This is a genomic window from Saliniramus sp. (genome assembly GCF_035311605.1).
Taxonomy (GTDB): domain Bacteria; phylum Pseudomonadota; class Alphaproteobacteria; order Rhizobiales; family Beijerinckiaceae; genus Saliniramus.
Genome location: NZ_DATGCW010000226.1, coordinates 1 through 5634 on the forward strand (window position 1 = coordinate 1; position 5634 = coordinate 5634).

Annotated in this window: 6 protein-coding genes; 5 read left to right on the plus strand and 1 reads right to left on the minus strand. The window is 64.1% G+C overall.

The annotated features are described in order from the left end of the window. The 3 genes from rpsK to rplQ form a co-directional block, all read left to right on the plus strand. Positions 1 to 356, plus strand: a 356-nt coding sequence (rpsK, locus tag VKP01_RS10270) for a 30S ribosomal protein S11 (RefSeq protein WP_324412052.1), incomplete at its 5' end; no start/stop codon positions are given. Positions 357 to 417: 61 nt separating this feature from the next. Then, positions 418 to 1470 carry a DNA-directed RNA polymerase subunit alpha gene (locus tag VKP01_RS10275; RefSeq protein WP_074444076.1) on the plus strand — a complete coding sequence of 351 codons (1053 nt, stop codon included), beginning with the start codon at positions 418 to 420 and terminating at the stop codon, positions 1468 to 1470. Positions 1471 to 1581: 111 nt separating this feature from the next. Continuing rightward, positions 1582 to 2004: a 50S ribosomal protein L17 gene (rplQ, locus tag VKP01_RS10280; RefSeq protein WP_324412053.1), complete on the plus strand. Its 423-nt coding sequence runs from the start codon at positions 1582 to 1584 to the stop codon at positions 2002 to 2004. A gap of 254 nt (positions 2005 to 2258) precedes the next feature. On the opposite strand, the gene VKP01_RS10285 is transcribed toward rplQ, so the two are convergent. After that, complete coding sequence (locus VKP01_RS10285; RefSeq protein WP_324412054.1) at positions 2259 to 3608, minus strand: DEAD/DEAH box helicase; 1350 nt, start codon at positions 3606 to 3608, stop codon at positions 2259 to 2261. Positions 3609 to 3923: 315 nt separating this feature from the next. Here VKP01_RS10285 and VKP01_RS10290 point away from each other — a divergent pair, with 315 nt between their 5' ends. Then, the gene (locus tag VKP01_RS10290; protein ID WP_324412055.1) at positions 3924 to 5345 is read left to right on the plus strand and encodes a circularly permuted type 2 ATP-grasp protein; all 1422 of its coding nucleotides are present in this window, start codon (positions 3924 to 3926) and stop codon (positions 5343 to 5345) included. A gap of 47 nt (positions 5346 to 5392) precedes the next feature. Beyond that, on the plus strand, positions 5393 to 5634 hold a 242-nt coding region (locus VKP01_RS10295), incomplete at its 3' end, for an alpha-E domain-containing protein (RefSeq protein ID WP_324412056.1).

Below are 5634 nucleotides of genomic sequence, written 5' to 3' on the forward strand. Positions count from 1 at the left end.
AACGCAAGAACATCGTTTCGGGCGTCGCGCATGTGAACGCTTCGTTCAACAACACCATGATCACCATCACCGATGCGCAGGGTAACACGATCTCGTGGTCCTCCGCCGGCATGATGGGCTTCAAGGGCTCCCGCAAGTCGACCCCCTATGCTGCGCAGATGGCTGCGGAGGATGCCGGTCGCAAGGCGGCCGAGCACGGCATGCGTACCCTTGAGGTCGAGGTGTCGGGTCCCGGTTCGGGCCGCGAATCGGCTCTGCGCGCACTGCAGGCCGCCGGTTTCACCGTTACCTCGATCCGCGACGTGACGCCGATTCCGCATAACGGCTGCCGCCCGCGCAAGCGTCGCCGCGTCTGACGCCCGTTCGCGCGCCGGATCTTTCCGGCGCGTCGTTTCGTTTTCGGGGCGGCCTGCACGCATGTCGCCCTTCACCCGTCTCACGAGAGGTGTGGTCGTGATCCAAAAGAACTGGCAAGAGCTGATCAAGCCGAACAAGCTCGAAGTCTCCCCCGGCTTCGATCCCCGGCGCGTCGCCACGGTCGTGGCCGAACCGCTGGAGCGCGGCTTCGGCATGACCTTCGGCAATGCCCTGCGCCGCGTGCTGTTGTCGTCGCTTCAGGGCGCGGCGGTCAGCGCCGTGCAGATCGACGGCGTCCTGCACGAATTTTCCTCGATTCCAGGCGTCCGCGAGGACGTCACCGACATCGTGCTCAACATCAAGGCCATCGCCATCCGCATGGAAGGTGACGGGCCCAAGCGCATGACCCTGCGCAAGACCGGTCCGGGCACGGTTACCGCCGGTGACATCAACACGGTCGGCGATGTCGAGATCCTTAATCCGGAGCTCGTGCTGTGCACTCTCGACGAGGGCGCCGAGATCCGCATGGAATTTACCGTCGATACCGGCAAGGGCTACGTCCCCGCCGATCGCAACCGTCCTGAAGACGCGCCGATCGGTCTGATCCCGGTCGATTCGCTCTACAGCCCGGTGCGCAAGGTTTCCTATCGTGTGGAGAACACGCGCGAAGGCCAGATCCTCGATTATGACAAGCTGACCATGACGGTCGAGACCAACGGCGCCGTGTCGCCGGAGGACGCGCTCGCCTATGCGGCGCGCATCATCCAGGACCAGCTTGCGGTCTTCGTCAATTTCGAGGAGCCGCACAAGGAAGAGGCTGCTGCCTCCTCGCCGCAGCTTCCGTTCCCGCCGGCCCTGCTCAAGAAGGTCGACGAACTGGAACTGTCGGTGCGTTCGGCCAACTGCCTGAAGAACGACAACATCGTCTATATCGGCGATCTGATCCAGAAGTCGGAAGCCGAGATGCTGCGCACGCCGAATTTCGGCCGCAAGTCGCTCAACGAGATCAAGGAAGTCCTCGCCGGCATGGGCCTGCATCTGGGTATGGAAGTCCCGGGCTGGCCGCCGGAGAACATCGACGATCTCGCCAAGCGCTTCGAAGAGCATTACTGAGACGTCGCCCCGCCGTCACTGCGATGCGGCGGGGCGCTTCACTGGCCGATCAGGCCATCAACAACGACGGTCGTACCTTGGCACGGCGACCGCAGAGAATGGAGAGCCACAATGCGTCACGGATTCAAGGGTCGCCGTTTCAACCGTACCTCCGAGCACCGCAAGGCGATGTTCGCGAACATGTCGACCGCGCTGATCAAGCATGAGCAGATCATCACCACCCTGCCGAAGGCGAAGGACCTGCGTCCCTTCGTCGAGAAGCTCGTGACGCTGGCCAAGCGCGGCGATCTCCATGCACGCCGCCAGGCCATGTCCAAGGTGCGCGACGAAGTGATGGTGCGCAAACTGTTCGACGTGCTCGGCCCGCGCTATGCGGAGCGTCCCGGCGGCTATATCCGCGTGCTCAAGGCCGGCTTCCGCTACGGCGACAATGCGCCGCTCGCCGTGATCGAGTTCGTCGATCGTGACGTAACGGCCCGCGGCAAGGATTCCGGTCCGGTCGAGGTCGAGGCAAGCGAAGAAGTCGCTGCCTGAGACCGGGTGACCCCGATCGCGTCCCCGAACGGGCGGCGCGCAGCAATCAGGATAACGAATGGGCGGCCCGCGCGGTCGCCCTTTTTTGTCGTCACTCGTTCTGTGTCGTCACTCGCCCTGCGTTCTGGTTCGCCCCGTAATGATATGTGCGCCTGATCAGGGCACGAAAACGGCGCCGGTGCATCAGACACCGGCGCCGTTCGTTCATCTCGGTCGTGAAGGGCGGCGGTCGCGGATGCGATCGCCGCAATCCGTCAATAGGCGGCGGGGCGCTGTTCGCGACGCTGCTGGCGTGCCGGGCGACCCGGTGCGCCGTTGCGCGGGGCGCCACCGCGTGAAGCGGGGGCTCCGGAGCCTGTACCCGGGCGCGCGCCCTTGCGATGGCCGCCGGGCTTGCCCTGGCTCAGCCCCTTCATGGTCTTCCCGCTCTTGCCCGCTTTCGGGATCGGTGCTTCCGGCGGCGGCTCGGGAGTGAAGCCCGGCGGCAGCGGCATCACGGGGATATCCTGGCGCGTGGTGCGCTGGATGTCCCGCAGATAGGCGCGCTCTTCCATGTTGCAGAAGGAGAGGGCGGCGCCGTCCGCGCCGGCGCGGGCTGTGCGCCCGATCCGGTGGACATAGGATTCCGGCACGTTGGGCAGTTCGAAATTGATGACGTGCGAGACGCCGTCGACATCGATACCGCGCGCGGCAATATCGGTGGCGATCAGCACCTTGCAGCGACCCTGGCGGAAATCATTGAGGGCGCGCTCGCGCTGGCCCTGCGACTTGTTGCCGTGGATCGCCGCAGCGGGGACGCCGTCGCGTTCGAGATGCTTCACGACCTTGTCGGCCCCGTGTTTTGTACGGGTGAAGACGAGGGCGCGGCTCACCGCACCGTCCTGCAGGACTTCCGCAAGCAGGCGCTGCTTCTGGCCGGAGGAGACGAAAATCACCTGCTGTGCCACACGCTCGGCGGTGGTGGCCGCCGGCTGGACGGCGACGCGGGCCGGATTGTCGAGATATTCCTCGGCGAGGCCGGCGATGCTTTTGGGCATCGTGGCGGAGAAGAACAGGCTCTGCCGTTCACGCGGTACCAGCTTCGCGATGCGGCGCAGGGCATGGATGAAGCCGAGATCGAGCATCTGATCGGCCTCGTCGAGCACCAGCACCTCGACATCGGCGAGGCTGAGCGCGCGGCGGTCGATCAGATCGAGCAGGCGCCCCGGCGTGGCGACGAGAATGTCGACGCCGCGTTCGAGTTGGCGGATCTGACGGTTGATCGGCATGCCGCCGAAGACGACCTGCGTCGAAAGGCGCAGATTGCGACCGTAAATCCGGATGTTGTCGGCGATCTGGCTGGTCAGCTCGCGCGTTGGCGAGAGGATCAGAGCCCGGCAGCTGCGCGGCACGCGCGCCTTGCGGTCACGGGAGAAGCGATCGAGAATCGGCAGTGAGAAGGCGGCGGTCTTGCCGGTGCCCGTCTGGGCGATACCGAGCAGGTCGCGACCTTCCAGCACCAGCGGGATCGCCTGGGTCTGAATCGGAGTGGGGGTTTCATAGCCTTCACCGGCGAGCGCCGCGAGAATGGGCTCGGCGAGGCCGAAATCGGAAAATGTGGTCAAGATGATGCTTTCATGCAGCGGGGAGCCGCACCGGACGCGAAACGCGTGCAGGCGGGCTCGTTCAAGAGACGACCCGCGTGATCAGGTTGTCGAAGATCGGGATGAAGGGGGCGCGAAACGATGGTGAAACGTTTCACTCACGCAGCCCCGGCGTCGTCCGAAACGACGCTATGCAGCAGATATCGCCTTTCGCGGCGCACAAGTCAATGGGCGCACCCGGAATTCCTCGTCAGCGCCTGCGTTTCCGGCGCGCCTTGCCTGGCCCGGTCCTTGCCTCTAGGCTTGACAATGAAGGCGCAATCTGTGGGAGAGCCAATGCCAGTCTTTGACGAGATGAACGGTGTCGCCGGCGGGGGCGAGGTGCGGGCACCCTATGAGCAGCTCAAGCAATGGCTGGCCAGGACCCCGCGCGAACTGCTCGATACGCGACGCAGCCAGGCGGAACTGTTCTTCCGGCGCATCGGCATCACCTTCGCAGTCTATGGTGACGACGCGGCGACGGAGCGGTTGATTCCCTTCGACATCATTCCGCGCATCATCATGAAGAAGGAATGGGATCACGTCGCGCGCGGGCTGGAGCAACGCGTCAAGGCGATCAACATGTTCCTCGCTGATCTCTACGGCAAGCAGGAGATTCTGCGCGCCGGGATCATCCCGAAGGAGCTGATCTTCACCAACCCCTTCTATTGCCTCGAAATGCAGGGGCTCAAGGTCCCGCACGACATCTATTGCCATATTGCGGGGATCGATCTGGTGCGCGTCGACGAGGACACGTTCTATGTGCTCGAGGACAATGCGCGCACGCCTTCCGGCGTCTCCTACATGCTGGAGAACCGGGAAGTGACCATGCGGCTCTTTCCCGAACTGTATGCCCGTCACCGCATCGCCCCGGTCGAGAATTATCCCGACGCGCTGCTCGCCTGCCTGCAATCGGTGGCGCCGCGCAGCGGACGGCGAGAGCCGAATGTGGCGGTGCTGACGCCGGGGCAATTCAATTCCGCCTATTACGAGCACTCCTTCCTGGCCGACAAGCTCGGGGTCGAACTGGTCGAGGCGAGTGATCTCTTCGTCAAGGACGAAGTCGTCTACATGCGCACAACTGAAGGGCCGCAGCGGCTGGACGTGCTGTATCGCCGCGTCGATGACGAGTTTCTCGACCCGCTCGTGTTCAAGCCGGATTCGGTGCTCGGCGTTCCGGGCATCTTCGGTGCCTATCAGGCAGGCAACATCACCCTCGCCAATGCCGTCGGCACGGGCATCGCCGACGACAAGGCGGTTTATACCTACATGCCCGAGATCGTGAAATTCTATACCGGTGAAGAGCCGATCCTGCACAATGTGCCGACCTGGCGCTGCCGCGAGCCCGAGGCCCTTGCCCATGTGCTCGACAACCTTCCCGATCTCGTGGTCAAGGAGGTCAATGGCTCCGGCGGTTACGGCATGCTGGTCGGGCCGCATGCGACCCGCGGGCAGATTGAGGAGTTTCGCCGCAAGCTGAAGGCGCATCCGGAGAATTTCATCGCGCAGCCGACGCTGGCCCTTTCTACCTGTCCGACCTTCGTCGCTTCCGGTGTGGCGCCCCGCCATGTGGATCTGCGCCCCTTCGTGCTTTCGGGCGCCAATGGTGTCGAGATCGTGCCCGGCGGCCTGACCCGCGTGGCGTTGAAGGATGGCTCGCTGGTGGTGAATTCCAGCCAGGGAGGCGGGACCAAGGATACCTGGGTGCTCGGCGCCTGAGCCGCCCGACCGAAACCCGTCCCGTTTCTTCACACAGGTTGATGGCAATGCTTTCTCGTACCGCTTCGAATCTCTACTGGCTGTTTCGCAATACCGAGCGCGCCGATTTCGTCGCCCGCATTCTGGATGCCACGATGCGTCTCGCGGCACTGCCGACGAGCTATAATGGCGAGCGCAACGAATGGGAGAGCGCACTCGCCTCCGCCGGCAATATCGCGCTGTTCGAGCAGCATTACGACGTCGTCAACGAAGACACCGTGCGCGATTTTCTCGCCTTCTCGCCGCACAA